This is a genomic window from Herbivorax alkaliphila, from assembly GCF_030848475.1.
Classification (GTDB): domain Bacteria; phylum Bacillota; class Clostridia; order Acetivibrionales; family Acetivibrionaceae; genus Herbivorax.
Map to the genome: position 1 here is coordinate 1 of NZ_JAVDDS010000053.1, position 23,363 is coordinate 23,363.

Annotated in this window: 20 protein-coding genes; 3 read left to right on the forward strand and 17 right to left on the reverse strand. The window is 32.5% G+C overall.

From position 1 onward, the window contains the following. Positions 1-284: 284 nt before the first annotated feature. The 5 genes from RBH29_RS14880 to RBH29_RS14900 all read right to left on the reverse strand — a co-directional run bounded on the left by RBH29_RS14880 (position 285) and on the right by RBH29_RS14900 (position 6,570). Entirely contained in the window at positions 285-497 is a 213-nt protein-coding gene (locus RBH29_RS14880; protein WP_306697725.1) for a hypothetical protein, read from the reverse strand. A gap of 1 nt (position 498) precedes the next feature. After that, the gene (locus RBH29_RS14885) at positions 499-804 is read right to left on the reverse strand and encodes a hypothetical protein (protein ID WP_306697726.1); all 306 of its coding nucleotides are present in this window, start codon (positions 802-804) and stop codon (positions 499-501) included. A 13-nt stretch (positions 805-817) separates the two neighbouring features. Then, a complete protein-coding gene (gene tnpA / locus RBH29_RS14890; protein ID WP_306697727.1) occupies positions 818-1,216 on the reverse strand; it encodes an IS200/IS605 family transposase in 399 nt (132 codons plus the stop codon). A gap of 206 nt (positions 1,217-1,422) precedes the next feature. Beyond that, complete coding sequence (locus tag RBH29_RS14895) at positions 1,423-2,577, reverse strand: S-layer homology domain-containing protein (RefSeq protein ID WP_306697728.1); 1,155 nt, start codon at positions 2,575-2,577, stop codon at positions 1,423-1,425. A 204-nt stretch (positions 2,578-2,781) separates the two neighbouring features. Next, positions 2,782-6,570 (reverse strand): endo-1,4-beta-xylanase, encoded by a 3,789-nt coding sequence (locus RBH29_RS14900; protein ID WP_306697729.1) that lies wholly within the window; start codon positions 6,568-6,570, stop codon positions 2,782-2,784. A gap of 227 nt (positions 6,571-6,797) precedes the next feature. Here RBH29_RS14900 and RBH29_RS14905 point away from each other — a divergent pair, with 227 nt between their 5' ends. After that, positions 6,798-7,328: a hypothetical protein gene (locus RBH29_RS14905; RefSeq protein ID WP_306697730.1), complete on the forward strand. Its 531-nt coding sequence runs from the start codon at positions 6,798-6,800 to the stop codon at positions 7,326-7,328. Between the two features lie 137 nt (positions 7,329-7,465). On the opposite strand, the gene RBH29_RS14910 is transcribed toward RBH29_RS14905, so the two are convergent. Further along, positions 7,466-8,674 (reverse strand): leucine-rich repeat protein, encoded by a 1,209-nt coding sequence (locus RBH29_RS14910; RefSeq protein ID WP_306697731.1) that lies wholly within the window; start codon positions 8,672-8,674, stop codon positions 7,466-7,468. Between the two features lie 450 nt (positions 8,675-9,124). Here RBH29_RS14910 and RBH29_RS14915 point away from each other — a divergent pair, with 450 nt between their 5' ends. Then, a complete protein-coding gene (locus RBH29_RS14915; RefSeq protein WP_306697732.1) occupies positions 9,125-9,910 on the forward strand; it encodes an AraC family transcriptional regulator in 786 nt (261 codons plus the stop codon). Between the two features lie 18 nt (positions 9,911-9,928). Here RBH29_RS14915 and ytvI read toward each other — a convergent pair whose 3' ends face one another. Next, positions 9,929-11,017, reverse strand: coding sequence for a sporulation integral membrane protein YtvI (gene ytvI, locus RBH29_RS14920; protein WP_306697733.1), 1,089 nt, complete (start codon positions 11,015-11,017; stop codon positions 9,929-9,931). A gap of 84 nt (positions 11,018-11,101) precedes the next feature. Further along, on the reverse strand, positions 11,102-13,480 hold the full coding sequence (locus RBH29_RS14925) for an endonuclease MutS2 (protein WP_306697734.1): 2,379 nt from the start codon (positions 13,478-13,480) through the stop codon (positions 11,102-11,104). A gap of 329 nt (positions 13,481-13,809) precedes the next feature. Between RBH29_RS14925 and RBH29_RS14930 the strand changes: the two genes are divergently transcribed. Beyond that, positions 13,810-14,022, forward strand: coding sequence for a hypothetical protein (locus tag RBH29_RS14930; protein WP_306697735.1), 213 nt, complete (start codon positions 13,810-13,812; stop codon positions 14,020-14,022). 4 nt (positions 14,023-14,026) lie between these two features. Here the strand turns inward: RBH29_RS14930 and RBH29_RS14935 are convergent, their stop codons facing one another. The 9 genes from RBH29_RS14935 to RBH29_RS14975 form a co-directional block, all read right to left on the reverse strand. Continuing rightward, on the reverse strand, positions 14,027-14,323 hold the full coding sequence (locus RBH29_RS14935; RefSeq protein WP_306697736.1) for a hypothetical protein: 297 nt from the start codon (positions 14,321-14,323) through the stop codon (positions 14,027-14,029). A 203-nt stretch (positions 14,324-14,526) separates the two neighbouring features. After that, positions 14,527-15,936 (reverse strand): extracellular solute-binding protein, encoded by a 1,410-nt coding sequence (locus tag RBH29_RS14940; protein WP_306697737.1) that lies wholly within the window; start codon positions 15,934-15,936, stop codon positions 14,527-14,529. 237 nt (positions 15,937-16,173) lie between these two features. Next, complete coding sequence (gene spoIVA, locus RBH29_RS14945) at positions 16,174-17,652, reverse strand: stage IV sporulation protein A (RefSeq protein WP_306697738.1); 1,479 nt, start codon at positions 17,650-17,652, stop codon at positions 16,174-16,176. Between the two features lie 319 nt (positions 17,653-17,971). Beyond that, complete coding sequence (locus RBH29_RS14950) at positions 17,972-18,970, reverse strand: NAD(P)H-dependent glycerol-3-phosphate dehydrogenase (protein WP_306697739.1); 999 nt, start codon at positions 18,968-18,970, stop codon at positions 17,972-17,974. A 28-nt stretch (positions 18,971-18,998) separates the two neighbouring features. Then, complete coding sequence (gene plsY / locus RBH29_RS14955; protein ID WP_306697740.1) at positions 18,999-19,613, reverse strand: glycerol-3-phosphate 1-O-acyltransferase PlsY; 615 nt, start codon at positions 19,611-19,613, stop codon at positions 18,999-19,001. A 4-nt stretch (positions 19,614-19,617) separates the two neighbouring features. Then, entirely contained in the window at positions 19,618-20,940 is a 1,323-nt protein-coding gene (gene der, locus RBH29_RS14960; RefSeq protein ID WP_306697741.1) for a ribosome biogenesis GTPase Der, read from the reverse strand. Between the two features lie 120 nt (positions 20,941-21,060). Beyond that, positions 21,061-22,377, reverse strand: a complete 1,317-nt coding sequence (locus RBH29_RS14965) for a DUF512 domain-containing protein (protein WP_306697742.1) — start codon at positions 22,375-22,377, stop codon at positions 21,061-21,063. A gap of 149 nt (positions 22,378-22,526) precedes the next feature. Then, complete coding sequence (gene rpmF / locus RBH29_RS14970) at positions 22,527-22,727, reverse strand: 50S ribosomal protein L32 (RefSeq protein WP_306697743.1); 201 nt, start codon at positions 22,725-22,727, stop codon at positions 22,527-22,529. A gap of 46 nt (positions 22,728-22,773) precedes the next feature. Further along, on the reverse strand, positions 22,774-23,280 hold the full coding sequence (locus RBH29_RS14975) for a YceD family protein (protein ID WP_306697744.1): 507 nt from the start codon (positions 23,278-23,280) through the stop codon (positions 22,774-22,776). Positions 23,281-23,363: the final 83 nt, after the last annotated feature.

The window sequence follows — 23,363 nt, forward strand, 5'->3', positions numbered from 1 at the left end:
TAAATAAATGCAAGTTTGAATTTGTTTTTGGATGTATATGTTAAAGCGAGGAACACAGCGTCCCTCGCTTTACAACCTTTCATATAAAATTATATATCCCTCTATAACTGCCCATCTTTGAGACAATTTCTTTTTCTTATAATCTGCCGTATCATGATTATACTGGCTTGCCTTTGCTTTATAAGTATTAATTTTAACAAGTTCTTTCCCATATGATTTTAACTTATTATCAAGACCGATATCCCCTTTGCCAATATGATTCTTAACTTCGCCAGTTTCATTGTTTATTTTTTGGGGAGGGAATCCTTTAACTCTGCTTTTATGTTTCGATATTGGTTTGTTTTTATCATTTCTCTATATTGCTTGCCAACTATAGTAATAATAGAATTATATATCTTCCTACCGATTTCCATACGTTTATTTAAAACATCTATCTGAAATGGCTCTGCTATTAACCTAAATTGTACAACAAAATTACCTGTAGTAGTTTTACCCATTTTACTTACCTTCCTGTTTTAATTGTTGCAATCCACGTTCTAATATATTCTTAGCTCTATTTACTCCTTTAATATGTTCTACATCAACTTTTTTAGGATATACTGTAAACGGCTCTCCAATCATTATTTCATAAGAGAATTTTTGTTTTTCGTTTCGGTTAATACTACTACATTTACTACAATAACAACCAACATTGTTATTTATAGCCTCAATTGCTTTTTCCCTTAAATTATTCTTTTTTATTCTATTTTCTTTGCCACAATTATCACATTTAACAACCATTATATTTTTCTTAACTTTAGACACAATACACCTCTCATTACCTCTTTTTTTGATTTTCTACATATTTTTTAATGGTTTCATTACACACTTCACCATCAGTAGATACAAAATAACTTCTAGTCCATAAACTTGGCATTCTACAAAGTTGTTTAAATTCTTCTCTTAATGTCTTGCTTGTAGTTCTCTTTATTTTTGCTATAATATCTGATGGACTTAGTGTTGGTAGACAGTTAAGAAACATATGTACATGGTCTTTATCACATTTTAATGCAATTATACTAATATTCAATTCTTTGCATATTTGATTAACCAGTTTATTAAATCTATCTTCTACACCTTTTATTAAAAATATCTTCCTCCGGTATCTTGGGCAAAAAACAAAATGATAATTAATTAATGATACCGTTGTAGCAGTTCTTCTATAATTATTTTCCATGAAAAGATTATATCAGATAATTCGTATGTTTGCAATATATACTAACGAATTAATTAAAAAAGTCGGCTTCGCCGATTTAAGGCTAGCGTAATCCTTTAAAGCAAAGCCTTTCGGTAGACTTTTTTGATGCCAGAAAGCAATGCACTTTCTTAGCCATTAAAAAAACTGCCCCAGAAGGACAGCTTTTTTATTTAAAAGTATCAAATTTACTCTATACAATTTGCAATTAGTGCAAAAACCTCTCCCCTTGTAACTTCCCTGCTAGGTCTAAAAGTATTGTCAGGATATCCTGTAACTATGCCTTCATTCACTGCACCAGCAATAAAATCAGCTGCCCAGCTAGGTATCATTTCTCCATCAGCAAAATCAGATTGGTCAAACTCTACCTTTTCATATCCAAAAGCATTCATTACTAAAACAACCATTTCCGCCCTAGTTAAATTATTAAATGGTCTAAACGTATTGTCCTCATATCCAGTTAATATCTTTTTATCTGTAGCAACTTTCACATGATCTTCGCACCATTCAGGAATTAGCTCTGCATCATCAAAGCTTATTTCACCATCTGAAAAATCTAATTCTAAAGTGTTTACAAGCAAAACTACACCTTCTGCTCTTGTTATTTTCTGATCTGGTCTTAATGTATTATCTGGATATCCAGTTAACACTCCCAAATCAACAAGCTTTAATGCAAATTCTTTTGACCAGTGATCATCAATGTCAGTAAAGGCAATTCCACCTGGAATTTCTTCAGAATCTTCTTTTATTTCATCATCCTCGTCATCTGTATCTTCATCATCCCTTGGAATACCAACACCAGGAGATGATGATTCTTTTTCTTCCGACTTTGGAATTCCTTGCACAGATATTTTTAAATCATCAAAAGAATAAGTTGTATCAAATGAGTCTATATCTCCTGCTTTAGCCCCAACAATTTCACTTTCAACAATTCTAATTGATTCTAATTCTATACTTGCTTTTGAGGATTGGAGCATTTTAAAATTAATTTCACAAAGATTGACATCTCCATGTAAAGGATTAACATCACCTATTCTTGTGAATATAAACTCAGCATGTCCATCTTCTACCATCCTAAGGCTAGAATAACCTTGGTTTGTTTTTTCTGCCTCTGTCAATTCTAATTTTTCTGAATCAAAAAACATACTAATTTCAAATGCATAGATATCTTTTATATCTTTTCCATGTAGGTTTACAGTAAACTCGTTTCCAACCTCTACTTCATCTTTTTCAGCTTCAATAAAAAAGTTAGCTGGATCTTCTGTATTTGCATAAGCAGGTAAAAACATATTCAATAAAATTATCCCTATTAAGATAAACTTAAAAGCATTTTTAATAACCATAATATCTCCCTTCAATCAAAACACATAATAAAGGTTAGTACATAGCTCTTCCCGCCATTTGTTTTTAACATTTCTAAAATAAAAGCTTCGGGGCATAAAGCCCCTTTGCCTATAATTCTTTCAAGTCTTTCACCTTCTCTAAGACTGCAAATCAAAACAAATAGTGGGAGAAGACTATTTCCACTCTTCCCCCTAAAACATATTTTATTCTTCAACTATTCTGCTTGCTACATAAGATATATCAAGTATATCTATAACACCATCATTGTTTACATCAGCTATTTTTGCCTCTTCCCAGTCAGAACTGTCTGTGTCTTTACCATAGTGGTAAACAACAATTGCTAGATCTCCAGTATTTATAACGCCATCCTTATTAACATCTGCTGGATCTGTAACTGCTACTCTAACTGACTCCAATACATCATGAAGATTTTCAACCTCTCCTGAAGGAGCTTTGCCAACTTCCACACTTACTGAAAAATCAACATATGCATCGGCTTCTATAGCCTTTGGTTCAAATGTAAAATCAATTAAATCAATATCTCCACTAATTCCACCTTCATTTATAACGATAACTCTTACTTCGCCCTCTTCCTCAGTAATAACATCGATAATTTCTATACCATCAGTAGCAGGTTCAGCTTTTACAAATTCAAATACTTCTTCGTCAAAGTCCAATATAATATCCTCTGCATAAGCATCTTCTGCGGCTTTTAATTTACATGAAACTGTATATTCACCTTCATCCAAAGTAGTTATACTTGAACCTTTTAATTCTACTTGTGTTTCAACTACAGGCTCAGGTTCTTCTTCCTGTCTGTCGGCAAATGTAAGAACCCCTAAACCAGATGGATCCATATATGAGTTACCACTTGTGTCATTCCATATACTTACAGTATCTCTGCTTCCGTCACCATCTTCATCATTATTAACCTGGAAATCAAATCCAATGCTTTGGCCAACTTCAGGCTCAATTAAATGCAAGTCAATTGCTAATTCAACAATATAACCATAATCTGTAATAGCTGTGGCAGACTCTATATATTCTTCTGAAGCATTTTCTCCAAAAGATACTTCGTTGTCAAAATTTACACGATATTGTGCATCATCTGGTCCATAAGTTTCAGTTTTATCATTATACTGATCTATAAATATCTCAACAGAGTCCTCTTGATATGCATCGCTACTTTCCTTACTTAATAAACTGTCAGTAACTTCTGAGTAAATGTAGAGTTTGTCTTCATCCCACATAGTCCTTAGCTCTGCAGTAGATCCTTCTGTTCCTATTACAAATCTGTCAGTAGATATCACATTTGCATCTTCCCATATCTCATCCATCTCTGCATTGATTACAGGCGTTCCATATACTGCATCTGTAACACGAACTTCTTCTACAAGAGAAATTGTTCCAAGATCTTCTCTGCTTTCATCCTGTCCATGGGACACATCATTCCATGAAAGAACTGCTCCTGTTTCAGCATCTGTATAGCGAACATCAAATAGTATTTGATCTCCTATATCAAGTCCATCAATTGGGACAGCTGCTTCTATCATATAACCGCCATCAATTTCATCTAAAACAAATTCAACATCTTCAGAAGCTTCTCCACTTCTGTTAAACACAACCTTTTCATCTTCACCAATAAATATCTCTACCATGTCATCCTCATTGAATGATTCATCTATAACCTCAATGAAAAGATATAGATTGTCTTCATCCCAAAGAGTTTTTATTGATCCCTTAAACTCATCACTTGAACCAATAGAGGTATAATTGATAACATCCCACAACAATTCAGTTTCACCATTAATTTCCGGTGTTCCTCTTGAAGTACTCATGTTTTGTAATAATGTTGGAAGATTGTCTGGATCAACTATGCCCCAATAAGCATGTTTAGCCTGTAAATCTCTATCAAATAGAAGTGGAGCGTCATCTCTTTCTTGGAAGAAATAATTCAACCATGACTGTCCATCATAAACTCCCCATATAGTTACATTACTTATTATATCTGCATTTTCCCTGAAAGCATCAAATAACTGCTTGTATCTGTGTCCTTGAATTACTAAAACGTCTTCAGGTATTTCATCATAAGAAAGACTGTCATCATTGTATACACTAACATCAAGTTCTGTTACCTGATTGTCAAGACCAAGGTCAGCAAACTTGTATATAGATTCCATTATTAAACTTAAAGAAGGCTGTTCAATATTTACATGGGTCTGGTGTCCTACACCATCTATTGGAACATCTTCTTCAAGCATTTCCACAACTAAATCATATAGGAAATCTCTTTTTGTTGCATTATGAGTGTTATAGTCATTAATGTAAAGTCTTGCATCAGTCCATCCATTTTGGTCTAATTCATCTCTTGTTATACGGAATGCTTCTTTTATAAAGTCGGTTCCAGCTATTAGATACCAGTCACTTTTACGCATACCATTAGGCTCTCCTGGCTCAATAACTTCATTAACAACATCCCAGTCCTTAACAACATCTCCATATCTTCTTACAACCTCACGTATGTAATCTTCCATTCTTTGAAGAAGTAGTTCTTTATTAGCTTCTCTTTTTTCAGGATCTGTTTCATCTACCATAGGATTACCTTCTTCATCTAAGAAGAACCACTCAGCCATTTGAGAATGCCAAACAAGAGTATGATATCTCAATTCCATATCATGTTCTCTAGCATAATCCGCTATAATATCCGCCTCTTCCCAATAATACTCTCCTTCGCTAGGAGCTGTATACTCAGGCTTCATTCTGTTTTCCGCAACAATACTGTTAAAGTGTTTCTCTACAAGTCCGCCTATATCTCCTTCTAAGTGAGCAGGTTCAACTGCTGTTCCAATTGTAAAGTATTCTTCGTAAACATCATATACAGAAGGAATATCTAATTGGATGCCACCTTTAGGAGGCTCTAAACTAAAATCATCAATGTAAAATGAAGCAAGAGAGTCACCCCATGTTTCCACATATACATCTAAGCTTTCAACTGCATATCCTAATAAATAATCTCCCTGTAATAATGTCCATTCATCTGCTGTAACCTCTCCACTTGCAACAGTAATATAATCTTCTTCTCCATCCTCTTGTACCTGCACTGACAGTGCAACTTCTGCTGGTTCTTCACTAGAAGCCAACTTTATCCAAACAGAGATATTATGATTACCGCCTCTCTCCATTCTATCAAGTGCATAAATTGTAGGACCTTCATAAGTTTCTTCTCTATCTGTAACAAATAAACTGTACTCCCCGCTATAGGAATCTTCATCTGTTACTTCAATGTTTTCAGAACCTATTCTTGCTCTCCAGCCCTGTTCAGTTCCATCTTCAAAATCAGTGCTCAAACCTGACTCATCTAGCGGCATTTGAATTTCAAAATTGTCTATATAAAAAACCTCTTCTGGATCTGAACTCTCAATATAAAGGGTTAAACTATCCATTTCGTCATTAAACTGATAGTTTCCAGAAATTTTTGTCCATTCAGTATCAGATATATTCACTTCTCCTATAGTAGCCCAATTTGTGTCTTCTCCGACTACATCATATTCCATTGAAATTTTTACTTCTCTTGTCTCATCAGGCTCCTCAGCTAGTTTTACGTAACAGGAGATTTCATAAGACACATCTTTTTCTAATATGTTTAATGCATTTAAAGCAGGTCCTTGCCATGTATCTTCTCTTCCTGTTGTCTTAAGGCTATATTCTCCTTCATAAGCCTCTTCTGTCACAGCTTCTACATCTACATCACCTCTTGGACCCCAGTCCTGTGTGGTTCCATCTTCAAAATCATAAACCAACGTTTCCATTTCAACTGGTTCAAATGCTTCCTCTTCTGATTCAGCCACTTCATCTGACTCAACCTCTTCATCTACAGGTTCAGTCACTTCTTCCAGTTGTTCGTCTTCAGCCAAAACGTCTGTCAATCCAACTGGTAGCAAGGTGTTTAGTACCAATAATACTGCAATAAGAATTCCTAGCTTTTTAATCACTTTTGTGCCCCCCTAATAATTTTTTTGTGGGAATGTAAAAATTCCCTCATTATAATAGTAATATTTGAGCTTTCTTATTGGAATGGAAAAATTAAAGCTTGTTTGTAAAAAATAAAGATTTTTCACACATTTATATAGGTCATAATTAGACACATTGCAAATTACTGTAATGCAATATATAATATATAGTACATTATATTATCATATAAAAGCAAAGGGGTTATAATATGTCACTTAAAGAAAAGAAATTTTTTAAAATTTCCTTATTTATTTTTATAATCATTATAAGCATTGTGCAAATTCTTTTGGTATATAAGGTGATAAATTTATATATAGGAATTTATTATCCATCTTTTCTACCTCCTGCTATTGGTGTGAATATTTATAGCTGGTACAGAATTTTGTTTAAAGGACATTTAATGAGTAAATTTCGCCTTAGAGCTTCTATAGTATTAATAATCACCATCTTAATACCAGTCTTTTTATTTACATCAGCTCCTGCCTATACATATGATGATGGTAAAGCTTTAATAGAAGAAAAAGTTTCAATAGATGATAACATTAATTATGATTTTGTAATGATTTCAGGTGAAAATAATATTCTCTCTGGTAAAAGATCATGGAAATTTTATGTAAATAAGGGGCTGTATTATTATAGATTAGATATTGAAGGTGAAGATATACGGTACTTTACCGTAAGTCCTTTTAATGGTACTGTAGTTGAGCAAGAGGTAGATTTTTTTCTAGCATATCGGTAGTGAACTCGTTTAGCTAAAGCTAAACATCGATACTTCAGACGGAGATTCAACTCCACCTGAAGATTTATAAAATGAAAAATTGTATTATCAACTCTCAGCTAAATTTTAGATGAAAAAATGTTATTATTAATCAGTTACTAAAACTCATTAATTACACCTAATATGTGTCTACTTAATAAAGTATAATCTATACTGTCAATTTTTCCATCCTGATTAATATCTGCAGCCATATGTCCCTTTTCATTTGAAAATTCATCTATAATGTTTAAAATATATCTTGTTAAAAGTGCTGCGTCAGTACTATCAATTATACCATCACCGTTTACATCTCCGTATAGAAAATCACCTTCGGTTTCCGTTTTACTAAGTTTTTTAAAAGTATGTTCATTTTCTAGTGCATATATGTGTGCTTCAGAATCTTCGTAACCCTTTATTGTTAAATCAGACGGATTGGATTGATTATTTGAAAATGCCCAAGTTCCTATAGTAGTAACACCTTTTCCAATGCTTATTTCTGTTAGTTTATTATCACTAAATGCCCAAGTTCCTATAGTAGTAACGCCTTTTCCAATGCTTATTTCTGTTAGTTCATTCCTGCTAAACGCATTTCTCTTTATATCAATAACATTATCCGGAATGTTCACTTCACTTAGATTATTGTCACTAAATGCCCATTCCCCTATAGTAGTAACGCCTTTTCCAATGCTTATTTCTGTTAATTTGTTATCACTAAATGCACTTCTCTCTATAGTAACAATATTATCTGGAATAACTACTTCACTTAGTTTATTATCACTAAATGCCCAAGTTCCTATAGTAGTAACGCCTTTTCCAATGCTTAGTTCTGTTAGTTCATTCCTGCTAAACGCATTCCTCTCTATATCAATAACATTATCCGGAATGTTCACTTCACTTAGATTATTGTCACTAAATGCCCAAGTTCCTATAGTAGTAACGCCTTTTCCAATGCTTATTTCTGTTAATTTGTTATCACTAAATGCACTTCTCTCTATAGTAACAATATTATCTGGAATAACTACTTCACTTAGTTTATTATCACTAAATGCATTCCTCTCCATAGTAACAACATTATCTGGAATAACTACTTCACTTAGATTATTGTCACTAAATGCCCATTTCCCTATAGTAGTAACAGGATACTCTTCTATACTATTTGGTATCACAACTTCACTACTTGTGCCCAAATAATCAGTTATCGTTACCTCATCATCTGTAATTTCATACTCAAAATCTGATTGACCTCTAACTGGAATTGAGATTTGAAAAACTGTTAAGACTGAAAAGATAAATACTAAACTCCATGATATTACTTTGTTTTTTGACATTATTCTTCCCCCTTGAAATAATATATTTGTACACGACATTAAATGTCAGTGCCATATAAATCAAATCCCCAATAAATAAATGGGAATTATCATTCTCTATTTATATTCCAGAAAAATTTCTGGTATTGTTTTTAAAAAGTGTATACACTGTCACCAAAAACTCTTTTCCCATTGATATCTGTCTAATAATTTCGTGACTTATATATAATCTAGTTGACAGAATTATTTTATAATGTTTTGCACTTTTTAATTTATTCTATTAATCACAAATATAACTAACTTAAAATATATCACATTTTTTTCAATATGCCAACAATTTTTTCATTTAATTATTATATACTTATTCAATTTTTAGTGAAAATTGCACATAGCATATAAATATAATACTTGATAAAGCACAAATAATTTTATATCATTAAATTAACAATATAATTAAATGAGGTTTATTTTATGTCAAACAACCACCTTGATAATCTTGTTCCTTCAATTGAATATTTTGTTAACAGAAAATTAACACCTTCTTGGAAAGTAGAAAAAAGTTTAATAGATTTTAATGATTTAACTTTTGTGTATAGTGGAAAGGCAACATATATAGTTAATGATGTTGAATACACTCTAAAACACGGTGATTTCATTTATGTACCAGAAGGCTCTGTTCGAGAAGCATATACATATGAAAATGAACCTGTTCAATGTTACTCCATTAATTTTAATTGGCTTTTTCCTGACAATGTAGATTTTCCTCTGCAAACAAAATTTAACACTGGGACTTTTAACGATTTAATGCATTTATATAAAGAACTAGAGAATGTCTGGCTTGAAAAAAAATTTGGCTACGTAATAAAATCAAGAGCTATTTTCATGCTTATCTTACACAAAATACTGGAGATAAAATATTATAAAAAATCACAAATTGTTGTAGACCAACGTATACAACAAATTAAAAATTACATTCTTTCAAACTACAATCAAAATATTTCAATTAAAACTCTGTCAGAAATGGTGAATTTAAATCCAGTTTATTTAGGAGCTTTATTTAAAAAATACAATAACTGCTCTTTAAAAGAATACCTTAATATGATACGAATAAATACATCTGAAAACCTTTTATGTACAGGTGGTTATTCTGTAAGTGAAGCTGCCCATCTCTGTGGTTTTAACGATATATTTTATTTTAGTAAGCAGTTTAAAAAACAAAGGGGATACCCTCCTTCTTTTGTTCTAAAAAAACAATAACCACTATTTATAACCATATTAAAGCTTTGTCTGAGCTATAAATTCTCTAAGGCTTCTCTTTTTTAAAATAACAGACGAAAATATATTTTTAAAAAGCAAAACAGTTATTGGACCAATTATCAATCCTAAGTATCCAAATACTAAAAACCCAATATATAGAGACATTAAAGCGACCAATGGATGTAATCCTATTTGTGATGATAAAATTTTAGGTTCAATTAACTGCCTTACCGTTAAAATTGTTCCATATAAAATTAAAACCATAACAGATCTTTTTAAATTCCCAATAAAAAATTCATATATTGCCCAAGGTATCATAACACTGCCAGGACCAACAATAGGAAATATATCAAGCAGTGACATAATAAAAGCTAATAAAACAGAATGCTTTATTCCTATAATTACAAATCCAACAGAAAGTTGAAAAAAAGTCACCATCACCAGTATTATTTGAGCTCTTATATATCCCCACAATGTTATAAATATATCTTTTTTTATTCTTAATAAAATATCCATCCAGTCACGAGGTAGGTTCTTTTTAACAAAATTAAATATTTTTGTTCTGTCACTTGAGAGAAAATAGGTGGATAGAATTGTTGCAAATAAAAATATAAAAGCTTGAGGAACTAAAGCAGCGACATTTAAAATACCTCTAATCAAAGAATTCAAAAAAGTTGTAAGTATGTCTGTAAAGTTTTTAAATATGTTTTCCATGCTTATAGTTAATTCTTTAGGAAGAGCCGTGTAAAAACTCAAAAACTTTTCATTAAGATTATTTAGATTCTCATATATATCGTCCAAATATTTAGGCAGTATTTCAGACAAACTTGCAGCTTCCTTATATAATCTTATTGTTAATAAAATTAAAATTGCTATTGCAACAGTGACAACCGAGAGTACAGTTATTGTTGCAGAAGCCTTTCTAGACATTTTAGTGCGTTTCATTAAAGTTCTTACTATAGGCTCAATAGAAGTAGATATAGCAAAAGCTATAATAAATGGTGCTAAGTAAATAGAAACTTTTAAAATTAAAAAAATCCCCAATATTGTTGCTATAAAAATCCCAACTGTGATAACAGCCAATTTGGCATTTTTAGTCATTTGCATAAAATCGCACCTTTATCTTATTCTAAAACTTCACTTAAAGCTTGGTTGTTTAGTTTTTGCTAAAGAAGTTCTCTATTAGCTTGTTTACAGCTCAACAACTGTCACTCCCGACTCCCCTTCTCCATACTTGCCTAATCTGAAGGATTTTAAACGTGGATTAGACCTTAAGTGTTTTTGAATTCCACTTCTCAATACTCCTGTTCCCTTACCATGTATTATTGAAACCTCCTGTAGCCCTGCAATAATTGCATCATCTAAATATTTATCAACTCTGTCTATTGCCTCATCTAAATTATAACCTCTAATGTCTATTTCTTTGGAAATATTTTTAGCTTTTGATTTTCCTATTCTGCTCATTCCCGATTTTTCTATATGGCTTTTTTGTTCATCCACCTTCTTCAAACTTGATATATGAACATTTATTTTCATTATTCCAGCCTGCACTAACACCTCACCCTCCTTGTCAGGAGGTGCAACTACAGTTCCCTTTTTATTAAGACTCACAATTAAAACTGCATCTCCAGGTTTTAAATTTTCAGGAGGCTTAGATGATTTATTCTTTTTAACCAATTCACTTGAAAGGTTCTCTTCAATATTGTCAACTTTATTTTTAAGTTTTAATCTCATATCTTCAGCTTTTTTTTGCCTTAAATCGTTTTGACTTTCTTTTTCAAGCTGCTTCATCTGTGAGATTATTTCTTCTGCTTCCCTCTTTGAATTATTAAGAATCCTTCTAGACTCTTCTCTTGCCTCTTTTATTAGTTTTTCTCTGCTTTCTTTTATCTTTTCCCTCTTTTCTTCAATTTCCTTTTTAAGTTTCTCTGCCTCAAGTCTGTACTTTTGAGCTATTTGCTTTTCGCTTTCTGTTTTGTTTAAATTTTTCTCAATTGACTGTAGCATATCTTCAAATTTAATATCTTCTCTTGTTAAAAATTCTTTTGCCCTTTCAATAACCCCTTCTCTAAGTCCTAATCTTTTTGATATAGCAAAGGCATTACTCTTTCCAGGCACTCCTATTAATAGTCTGTACGTTGGCTTTAATGTTTCCACATTAAACTCACAACAGGCATTTTCCACATAATTTGTAGTGAGAGCATACACTTTAAGCTGACTGTAATGTGTGGTAGCAACAGTAATACATCCTTTATTTCTTATGTTTTCAAGTATTGACATTGCTAGAGCTGCCCCTTCTGTGGGATCTGTTCCTGCCCCTAATTCATCAAACAAAACAAGAGAATTATCATCAATACTGTCTAATATGTTTACAATATTTTTCATATGGGATGAAAAAGTGCTAAGGCTCTGTTCAATGCTTTGCTCATCTCCAATATCTGCATAAATTTTATTAAAAACGCTGAGGCATGTTCCTTCATTAGCTGGAATATGAAGGCCTGCCTGCATCATAAGTGTAAAAAGCCCTACTGTCTTTAAACTAACAGTTTTTCCCCCTGTATTAGGTCCTGTTACAACCAGTGTATCAAAATCCTGTCCTATCCAGAAATCTATTGGTACCACAGATTTAACATCAAGTAGCGGATGCCGTCCTTTTTTTATAACAATTTTATGCTCATCATTAATTTTAGGACATATGCATTTGTAGTCAAAGCTCAGTTTTGCCTTTGCAAATATAAAATCCAATTTTGCCAAAAGAGATACATTAGACTTTAAACCTGTTTCCATTTTTGCTACATGTTCTGTCAGCTCTCTTAATATCCTTTCTATTTCAGCTCTTTCTTTAATTCTTAGCTCTCTTATATTATTATTTGCTTCAACAACCGCCATTGGTTCTACAAAAATTGTAGCACCACTAGCTGAGGAATCATGTATAAGTCCTGGAATTTCGCTCCTGTATTCCTGTTTTACAGGAACAACATACCTGTCACCTCTCATTGTAACTATTGATTCCTGCATATACTTCTTATGTTTTGAAGATCTTATAATTTCATTTAATTTATTTTTTATAGATTCTTTAGCATTTTTTATCTGTTTTCTTATACTATTTAATGTAGTGCTTGCCGTGTCAGCCACTTCTTCCTCACTTACAATTGACCTATTTATTATATCCTCTAGTGATTTATTAGGCTCTAAAAGGCTTATGAGTTCTTTTACTACATTATCATCTTCTATTTCAATTCTGTCATTAGAAGAATAATTTTTCATATTCCTCACAGCCCTTAAAACCCCGGATATTTTTAAAAACTCACCTGGATTTAATACAGAACCTACTTCCGCCCTCTTTATGCTATCTTTTATATCACGAATTCCACCTAAAGGAGGTCCTCCTTTTCTTAAAATAAAAGTCACTCCATCAGAAGTTTCCTTCAAAGCCTCTCTTACCACGCTAAAGCTACTGTCAGGCATCAATTCTTTTGCCAAATCCTTTCCAAGGTTAGATGAAGCCAAACTTACCAGTTTATTTATTATTTTATCAAACTCTAATATTCTAATAGTTTTCTCATTCATAAATAATACCTCTTTTATCTATACATTTTTTACATTCTTCAAATTATTATAGCATAAATTTAAAACCATAAAAGAGATAAACTACAACTTATTTATTTTTTCTCATACCATTTAGTAGTGTTTAAGAAATAAAATCCTATTCTCATCGCCCAAAACACTTTAAATTATCGGGATTTTGTCCTTTAAAATAGGGCATTATTTCTAAGGCATTCCTTATAAATTTCATGACAAATGGTTAATTTTGTATTGTATAAATAAAATAAAAAAAAGCACCTTAATTAATATATAAAGAACCCAATAAATAAATTATATTCAATGGAGGAAGATAAATGACAGATGAAAGGAAATTAGAACTAATAAAAGATTATATAGACGATATAAAAGATTACAAGCAAAGTCAAGATTGGCCAATTGATAAAAAACTGCATCTTAAAAGAGCTCTTGATGCATATTTAGACCTATATAAAGACGCTGAAGAAGGACGTCTAGATTTAGATTTACTCCATGAAAATATAACAAGTTTTATGTATATGCTCCAGTAAGTAATTAGTTTTTAAACCTTTTTCTTATAAGTGGAAATACCCAAAATCCTAAAGCCATTCCAACAAAACATGCCCCAATTGCTGAGAGTGCTGGAAGTATAGTAAAATATACATCATTAAAAACTATACCTCCATTATTCTTAATCATAATTGTGGTTCTTATTATGGAATACAAAAACAAAAAAGCTATACCTGTAATTTGGAAAATATAATGCTGTCTTATTAAATTTAATACAGAAGCTGCAAATAAAACTATAAAAAAAACTGCAATTGAATATGATATGCTCAAGTCGTAATTCAAGTTATATCGCCCCTTTATAAGCTTAACTACTATACTTATTTTAATAATATACTGTATAATTATCAAACTATTTCCCAAGGACTCAGTAAATAAAATTTCAAGGAACAGAGACTCTTAAATGTTAAATCTTTCTCTTTGTTCTAAGACCTCATACTTTGAAAGGGAACCACCTGGTTCCCTTGATGTATAATTCGTATCTTAAATTACTCTAAAGATTCCTCTATGTTCTCATAGCCAAACACTACATTATTTATCAACTCTTCTGTTTCCTCAACAATATTTCTTGTTATTCCAAAGTTGTATGCACTGTATTCGTCATTTATAACATTGTCCCATATTCTTTTAAAGGCATCATTTAAACAAGTTTTCACAGGCCCCCATTCTGGTACTGACGGGTATGCCTTTGCATACTCCATCTGTTCTTTAAATACACGGCGCATGGGATGTTCTGTAAAGAAATCGTCATATGCATCTTCTGAAACTGGCATCTTACCTGTAACTTTAGCATATTCAAGTTGAGCCTCTTCACTTGACAAGTAATTTAACAGCTCAATTGCCGCATCTATATTTTCTGATGACTTTGATATCGCCAAGCTGCTTCCTCCTAAAAACGAAACTCTGCCTTCAGATCCTGCTGGCACCATAGCTACTCCAATATTTTCAATTAAAGAACCTTCTCCGTTTTCTTCATCATCTTCATCATCCTCGCCTTCTTCATCTACAAGTTTTTCAAGCTTATTTATAACCGATGAATCTAAAAATGCAGTAGCATATTCACCTTCTATAAACATTTTTTCCACTTCTTCATAATTTTTTTCTAAAGAAGTCTCATCAATTAAACCTTCTAAAGCAAGTTCAGTGTAAAACTTTATACCTTCTAATGCTTCTGAACTATTAAAGTCTGATTTAGTACCATTATAATTTAAAAAACTGCCCCCTGCACTATAAATCCACCATGAAAAATTATCTGTAACTTTTAAATCATTTCCCCCTGGTTCTCCTAATGCAGGTAGTTCTTTATCCTCAATTTCTAGTTTATTAAGTTTTTTTAATGATTCCTTAAAACTATTCCACGTTGCAAAATCCTTTTCTGGATCCACTTCTGCCTTTTCACATGCATCTTTTCTGTAAAAAAGAGCTTTTGTCTCCAAAAACCAAGGCATTGCTGTCATTGCTTCTTCGCCTTTTATACCTGTTGTTTGTAGAGAAGCCTCTATAAAAGTATCTGTATCAACCATATCAGACATATCAAATAAAGTATCTAAGGATGATATAGCAGCCACCCATTCCATATCAAGCTGTATGACATCAGGCATTTCACCTCTTGAGCAGACATCAGTTATTTTTGAAAAAGCTTGGTTCCAATCAATCACCGTTGTATTAACTTCAATATGGGAATTTTCACTTAAAAAAGGGTTTATCAAGTCCATAAAATCTTTTTGTGGACGTTCACTATTTGGCATAATCCAAACTTCAAGAGTTGTATCTTCCTCTATTTTTAAAGAATCTTCCCCACTATCTTCATCATTTTCCATTTCGTTATCACTTTCACATGCTACAAAACTAAAAATTAAAATTCCAATCAATAAAAATGAAATTAACTTTTTTAGCATTATTTAATTGCCCCCTTCATTAAAATTTAAATGTCCAACAAATAATATTATATACTTTATTTTTAAAAAAACAACAGGGTAAATGTTATTGGGTGTATATATTAAATGTGAAGAACAATATTCCAGAAACTAAAGTTAAACATAGAGACTTCAGATGGAGATTCAACTCCACCTGAAGATTTATTTTAAAAAAGGCACTGCCATTTAATATGACAATGCCTTAAGTTCATTTTTATATTAAAGTATTATGCAAATAAGGCCTCCACTTCCTTCATTAATTATTTTCTGAAGAGTTTCTTGCAATTTTAACTGAGCATCTTCTGGCATTCTACCTAATTTGTTTTGAAGACCTTCACTTACAAGTTCATGAAGTGATTTCCCAAATATGTTGGACTGCCATAATTTTTCAGGCTCTCCTTCAAACTCTTTTAAGAGGTAATTTACAAGCTCTTCAGACTGCTTTTCTGTCCCCACTAAAGGTGCTATTTCAGTTTCAATATCAGCCCTTATCATATGTATGGACGGTGCACTTGCTCTAAGTTTTACTCCAAACCTGCTGCCCTGCTTTACTATTTCAGGCTCTTCTAAGGACAGTTCAGTAATTTGTGGTGTTACTATTCCATAACCTTTTAATTTTACTTCATGAAGTGCAAATTCAATCTTGTCATATTCTTTTTTCATCCTAGCCAAATCTTTCATAAGACTTATGAGCTTATGTTCACCACTTATTTCAATTTCTGTCATCTCACTTAAGACTCGATAAAACAATCCGTCTTCAACATTAACCTCTATTAGTGCATTCCCACTTCCAAGACTTATATTGTCAATATAGACTTTTTTAATAAACTCATACTGGTCAAACTTACTCATAACCCCTTTTATTTCACGTATTCTTTTAATTCCTCCGAATACATCTTTTACAGCGTTAATCATATCAACTTTAAGCCAGTAATCATCTTCTAAAGACTCTATCCATTTTGGAATGTTAATGCCAATTTCTCTAATAGGAAACTCAAGTAGTATCCCTTCCATTATGCTGTTTAAGTCCTCTATCTTAAGCTGTGCACAATTTGTTGCTATTACGGGAACACCATATTTTTGCTCAAGTTCCTGCCTTAAGATTTCCGTTTCGCTATCTGTTGGGTTTACTGAGTTTAAAAGAACTACAAAGGGCTTGTTTATCTCTTTTAGTTCATTTATAACCCGCTCTTCTGCTTCTATATAGTCTTCCCTATCAATGTCAGTTATGCTTCCATCTGTTGTCATTACCAATCCTATTGTAGAGTGTTCATTTATAACCTTTTTTGTACCAATTTCAGCAGCTTCAACAAATGGAATTTGGTCTTCAAACCAAGGAGTAGATACCATTCTCGGAGCATCATTTTCCATATGACCTATTGCTCCCTTAACCATATAACCTACGCAATCAACTAGCCTCACCTTGAAATTCACATTTTCATCAAGTGAAATTTCCACTGCTTCATTTGGAACAAATTTTGGTTCAGTAGTCATTATTGTACGTCCTGAAGCACTCTGAGGCAATTCATCTTTTGCTCTTCCCTTTGAATACTCATTTTCAATATTAGGTATAACCAACAAGTCCATAAATCTTTTAATAAATGTGGACTTTCCAGTTCTAACAGGACCTACAACCCCTACATATATGTCACCCTGCGTTCTTTCCGATATTTGCTGGTATATATTATACTTTTCCAACCCTTAGAACCCCCCTTACTTTTATTTTAACCTGTCAAAGCCAGCTAATCTTCCACCTAAAACTTAAGAATAATGAAATAATAACTTCCCCTATAGATTCTTAAACTTCATCTAACCCTAATTGATTTAGATAAAAAATTGGAAGCAATATTTCATATGTACTTTAAGTAAAATTCAAAAAGCAACTTAAGGTTTAAGTACTAGTACCCTTATCAATATAAATATATGTGCATATCCTTTTATTATTACAAAAAGGACAAAAAAAATAGAAGACACTTTTTAGTGCCTCCTACAACCTCTCTTTTATATATGTAATGCCTTAGAATACTTCATCTTTTTTATTTCTCATCATCAAATCATTTACTGCACTTTTTGCATCTTTTCCATTAAACAAAACTTCATATGCCTCAAATGTTATAGGCATGGTTACATTTTTCCTTTTAGCAAGCTTGTATGCAGCTTTTGTAGTTGTAACTCCCTCTACCACCATTTTTACTTCTTCCATGGCTTTTTGAGGAGCTTTCCCTTGGCCTATAAGTATTCCAGCTCTTCTATTTCTGCTGTGCATGCTGGTACATGTCACAATAAGATCCCCTATACCTGAAAGCCCTGCAAAAGTTTGTGGATTAGCTCCCATAGAAATTCCAAGCCTTGATATTTCAGCCAATCCCCTTGTCATCAAGGCAGCCTTTGTATTGTCTCCAAAACCTAAACCATCTGAAATACCAGCACATAATGCAATAACGTTTTTTAAAGCCCCTCCAATTTCCACACCTATAATGTCAGGGTTTGTATACACTCTAAATAAAGGAGTCATAAAAACATCCTGTACAAGTTCTGCTGCATTCACATTCTCAGACGCTGCCACTACTGTAGTTGGTATACCTTTTGCTACTTCCTCTGCATGACTTGGACCTGACAAAGTAACTAAATTAGCATTAGGTATTTCCTCTTTAATTGCTTGGGATAATCTCAAACCTGTTTGAGTTTCAATTCCCTTAGAACAATTTACAATAATGGTTTCATTCTTTATGTAACTTGATATTTTTTTAGCATTTTCCCTTATGGTATGAGATGGAACAACCATTACCACCATATCAGAACCACTCAAAGCTTCTTTTATATCACCTGTGCACAATACTCCATCAGGAATTTTTATCCCCGGAAGCTTTTCTTTATGTTCCTTTAAGTTATTTATCATTTCTCTTTCATCGTCAAAACAAGACCACATTTTAACCTTATAACCTGACTTTGCAAGAAGAATTGCAAGTGCAGTACCCCAACTTCCTGCACCTATCATAGATATATTTTTGTTCATTTATAAAACCTCCCTGCCTAAAAGCTTTTTATGCTTTTTTTGCACCTAATTTTGACTCTTCTTTATTTATAAGTCTTTCAATGTTAGTTTTATGCCTTATAATAACAAGTAAACCTATTATACCTGCAAATATAATAAAAATAGTTTCATTTCCCATTAAAAACGCAACTGCTGGAAAAAGACTCGCTCCTATTATTGATCCTAACGAAACATATCTTGTTATCAAAACTATTATAGCAAAAACCGATAACAGTATAAGTCCAATTAAAGGTCCCATCATCATAATAACTGCAAATGTTGTTAGAACACCTTTTCCACCTTTAAAACCAAAGTACAGTGGCCAGTTGTGACCTAATATTGCACCTAGACCACCGGCCATAAGTCCAATACTGTCATTTGCTTCTGTTGTATTGAGAAATATAACACTCCCAATTATACACGCTAAAACACCCTTTAAGATATCTCCTGCAATAACAAGTGCCGCAGGAAGTTTTCCAAGAGTCCTTAATGTATTTGTCATACCTGCATTTCCACTTCCGTGTTTTCTTACATCCACTTTATAAAACTTACCTATAACTAAAGATGTATTTACACTGCCAAGAAGATAACCTATTATTAAAGCTAAAATAATTCCTATAACCACAAAATCACTCCCTCTCCTTTTGCCTTAATTTAAACCTCAAAGGAGTTCCTTCAAATCCAAAACTTTTCCTCAGTTGATTTTCTAAATATCTTTGATATGAATAGTGCATAAGTTCTACTCTATTTATAAAAAGAATAAAAGTTGGCGGTTTTACAGAAGATTGGGTTATATAGTATATTTTCAGCCTTTTACCCTTATCTGAAGGAGGTTGCACCATTGCAACAGCTTCATTTAAAATATCATTTAAAACTCCTGTAGATATTCTAAGTGCTGCCTGATCAGAAACATATTTGATTAAATCATATATTTTATTTATTCTCAATCCTGTCTTTGCTGATATAAACAAAACAGGTACATACAGCATAAAACCTAGCTTATTACGAACCCTATTACTATATTCTTCTAAAGTTCCCGTTTCCTTATCAGGTAAATCCCATTTGTTAACTACAACCACTGATGCCTTTCCCTGTTCGTGGGCATAACCAGCTATTTTTGTATCCTGTTCTGTAACTCCTTCCTGTGCATCTATCATAATAACACATACATCTGCTCTTTCAACAGCAGTCCACGACCTAATAGTACTGTACTTTTCTATATTTTCGTGAATTTTGCTCTTTCTTCTGATTCCCGCAGTATCTATAAATACAAATTTACCCTTTTCGTTTTGGACATATGTATCTATAGCATCTCTTGTTGTACCGGGAATATCACTTACAATAACTCTTTCCTCCCCAGTTATTTTATTTATAAGAGAAGATTTTCCCACATTAGGCTTTCCAATTACAGCAACTTTAATAATTTCCTCGTCAATATCTTCTTCCTGCTCTTCGGGAAAATTCTTATACACTTCATCTAATAAATCCCCCATACCCAGACCATGAATTGAAGATATAGGCATAATTTCACCAAGTCCTAAGTTATAAAACTCATACGCTCCCGGTGGAGGTTCTCCTACATTATCAACTTTGTTTACTGCTAAAATAACAGGCTTCTTTGTTTTTCTTAGCATATAAGCTACTTCCTTATCTGATGAAGTAACACCAGCTTTTAAATCTACCAAAAATATAATAACATCAGCTGTTTCAATAGCTATATCCGCCTGATTTTTCATCTGCTGCATTATCTTATCCTGTGTATAAGGTTCTATACCTCCAGTATCAATAAGAGTGAAATTTCTGCTTCTCCATTCAACTTCTGCATATATTCTGTCCCGTGTTACCCCTGGAGTATCTTCAACTATAGAAATCCTTTTTCCAGACAGATAATTAAAAAAAGTTGATTTGCCAACATTCGGCCTTCCAACAACTGCAACTATAGGTTTTGCCAACTTCTTTACCTCCCTCAAATAACATTACTATACATTCACTTAAAAAGCTCACCAGAGAACCCAATAGTTCTCTCCCGATTATATCTACAAATTACAAAACATCTTTTAATCTCATTATAATTATACCCCAAACACTTTATCAATAAAATCTTTTCCGTTGTTTTCAACAGCTGTTATCTTAATACCAAGTTTTTTTTCTAACGTTTCTAAACTATAATCATCTAAAAATACATCTTCTCCTGACCTTAGCATAGACCTTGATATTAATAACTCTTCTCCAAGTTCTTTCCCTGAAAGTTGATTTATCAAATCCTTAGCTGTAATAAGTCCAGTTACAGTTACATTGTTTCCAAAAAAATCATTTTTTATTTTATAAACATCTATACTTAAATTGCTATATTTACTTTCTAAAACATCAGTCATTTTCTTTATATATTTATAAGGAGATACTCCTGTGGCTATACTTATTCTTCTGGTGTTTTTTAAAGCAATATTAATTTCTTTTAAATAGGTATAAAATTCATTCATCATGACAGATACAAGACCTACACCATTTTCAATCTGCAAAAAATCCTCATAACTTTCATATGATGGCATATCTACACCAGCCATAATGTAAAATTCATCTGCCAGATACACAATTCTGGAACGATATTTTTCCCAAAACTTCATCTGCCAACTTTCAACCTGATTTATAACTTCAATAGAAGAACTACTGTCATAAGGTTTTAACTGATACAAACTTTCTCTATACTTTGTAATTCCCACTGGAACAACTGATATACTCTTTAGACCGGGATATAGACTCCCTAGTTCACTTATAGTTCTATCTAGTTCTTCTCTATCATTTATTCCCCTGCACAAAACTATCTGGCAATTAACCTCTACCCCTTCATCAACCAACATCTTTATTTTTCTCATAACATCTCCTGCTGTCTTATTATTAAGCATAAAAACCCTTAAATCTGGGTTTGTCGTATGTACAGAAACATTAATAGGAGACATTTTATATTTGATAATTCTTTTTATATCATTGTAATCTACATTTGTAAGTGTAACATAATTTCCCATAAAAAAAGAAAGCCTAGTATCATCGTCTTTAAAGTAAAGAGTTTCTCTCATCCCCTTAGGCATTTGATCTATAAAACAAAATATACACTTATTTTTGCAACTTTTTGTATCATCTAACATTAAATCTTCAAACTCAATGCCTAAATCCTCATACTCATCTTTTTCAACTTCAATTTCCCATATTTCACCGTTTTCTTTTTGTATTTCCAATATAACTTCAGGGCTTGTTGTCAAAAATCTGTATTCAAATATATCGTTTATTTCATTTCCATTTATAGATAACAGCTTATCTCCCTTTACAATACCCAGTTCCTTAGCAATGCTTTCTTCTGAAACATCTTTAATGGACACAGATTTTTTTCTCAAAAACAATCTCTCCTTAACGAGTTAAAACAACTATTAGACTTCTTAAAAAAATCTCGGGGCATCGAGCCCCTTCGATATTTAGTCTTTCGCTTCGCTCCAAGACTTCTTAACTTAAGAAAAAAGCAGCAGTTTCGTCTGCTGCTTTCTTTCTATTCAACGTTGATAACCTCAATTGATTTCTTTTCACCTTTGCGTTTTACTGTGTAGTGTCCACACTCTTTGCATACCCTGTGAAGTAGTTTTAATTCGTGACAATGCGGACATTCTACCAAGTTGGGTGCTGATATCTTCCAGTTAGCTCTTCTCTTACCTGTTCTAGCCTTGGACCATTTACGCTTTGGTACAGCCATTTATTACACCTCCTCATAATCATACAATAGGCACTTGTACATAAAATTAATTGTCTTCTTGATTTTTAAAATAATTTTTTAAAACTTCCAAACGAGAATCTATTTCATCATCTTTACAGTCACAAGTTTTCTCATTAAGATTAGTGCCACAGTCAGGACAGAGTCCTTTGCACTGTTTACTGCACACCTGCTTTGTTGGAAGGTTTAATACTATATTGTCCCTAAAGACTTTTTCAAGCTCAACATACTTGCCTGTATATGTATAAGCTTCTTCTTCACTTTTTCCCTCTTCAAAAAAATCTTCTCTAACATCTATACTCATTTCAGCTTCAATACCCTTTAAACATCTTGAACACACCGTCTTATAAGTGGCATTAAACTCACCCTTAAGATTTAAAACTCCACCAATATTTAAAATGGTTCCTTTAAAACTAACAGGTAATTCAAAACTTACTTCATCTGAAATAGTATCTAAGCCCTCTATCACCTGATTTATTTCAATTGGTAATTGAGCACCATCAAGTTTTAATATACTACTTACATCAAATTTCATAGCGTCACCTCATAAACCGACAGAAAATATTATACTAACAAATGCATCACATGTCAAGAAAATTTGCTGTCCTCTCATGAATT